This is a genomic window from Thermorhabdus hydrogeniformans (assembly GCF_049310025.1).
Taxonomy (GTDB): domain Bacteria; phylum Bacillota; class Thermosediminibacteria; order Thermosediminibacterales; family Tepidanaerobacteraceae; genus JBJYKD01.
The window spans coordinates 1-234 of record NZ_JBJYKD010000295.1 but is presented as its reverse complement, the minus strand read 5'-3'; the positions used below and the strand labels follow the sequence as shown (position 1 = coordinate 234).

1 pseudogene is annotated in these 234 nt (G+C 36.8%); it reads left to right on the top strand.

From position 1 onward, the window contains the following. Positions 1–30: 30 nt before the first annotated feature. Positions 31–234: pseudogene (locus ACKX14_RS16490) on the top strand (hypothetical protein); the annotation flags it as partial.

The window sequence follows — 234 nt, the reverse complement described above, 5'->3', positions numbered from 1 at the left end:
GAAATTAAATTGAAGGCAGGCGACCGCATATTGTTGCTTGGAAGTTCCAACACATATAAAATGATTTCAAAAAGTAAGAACTTAATTGTAATTGCAGAAGTTGAAAGTGATGATGTTAATTATTCAAAAATTATTCTGACCTTGAGTATATTGGCTGGTGTAATTGTCCTTGCGGTAATGGGCATTCTTCCTATTGTCCTGTCAGCATTCCTCGGTGTGGTACTTATGGTGACC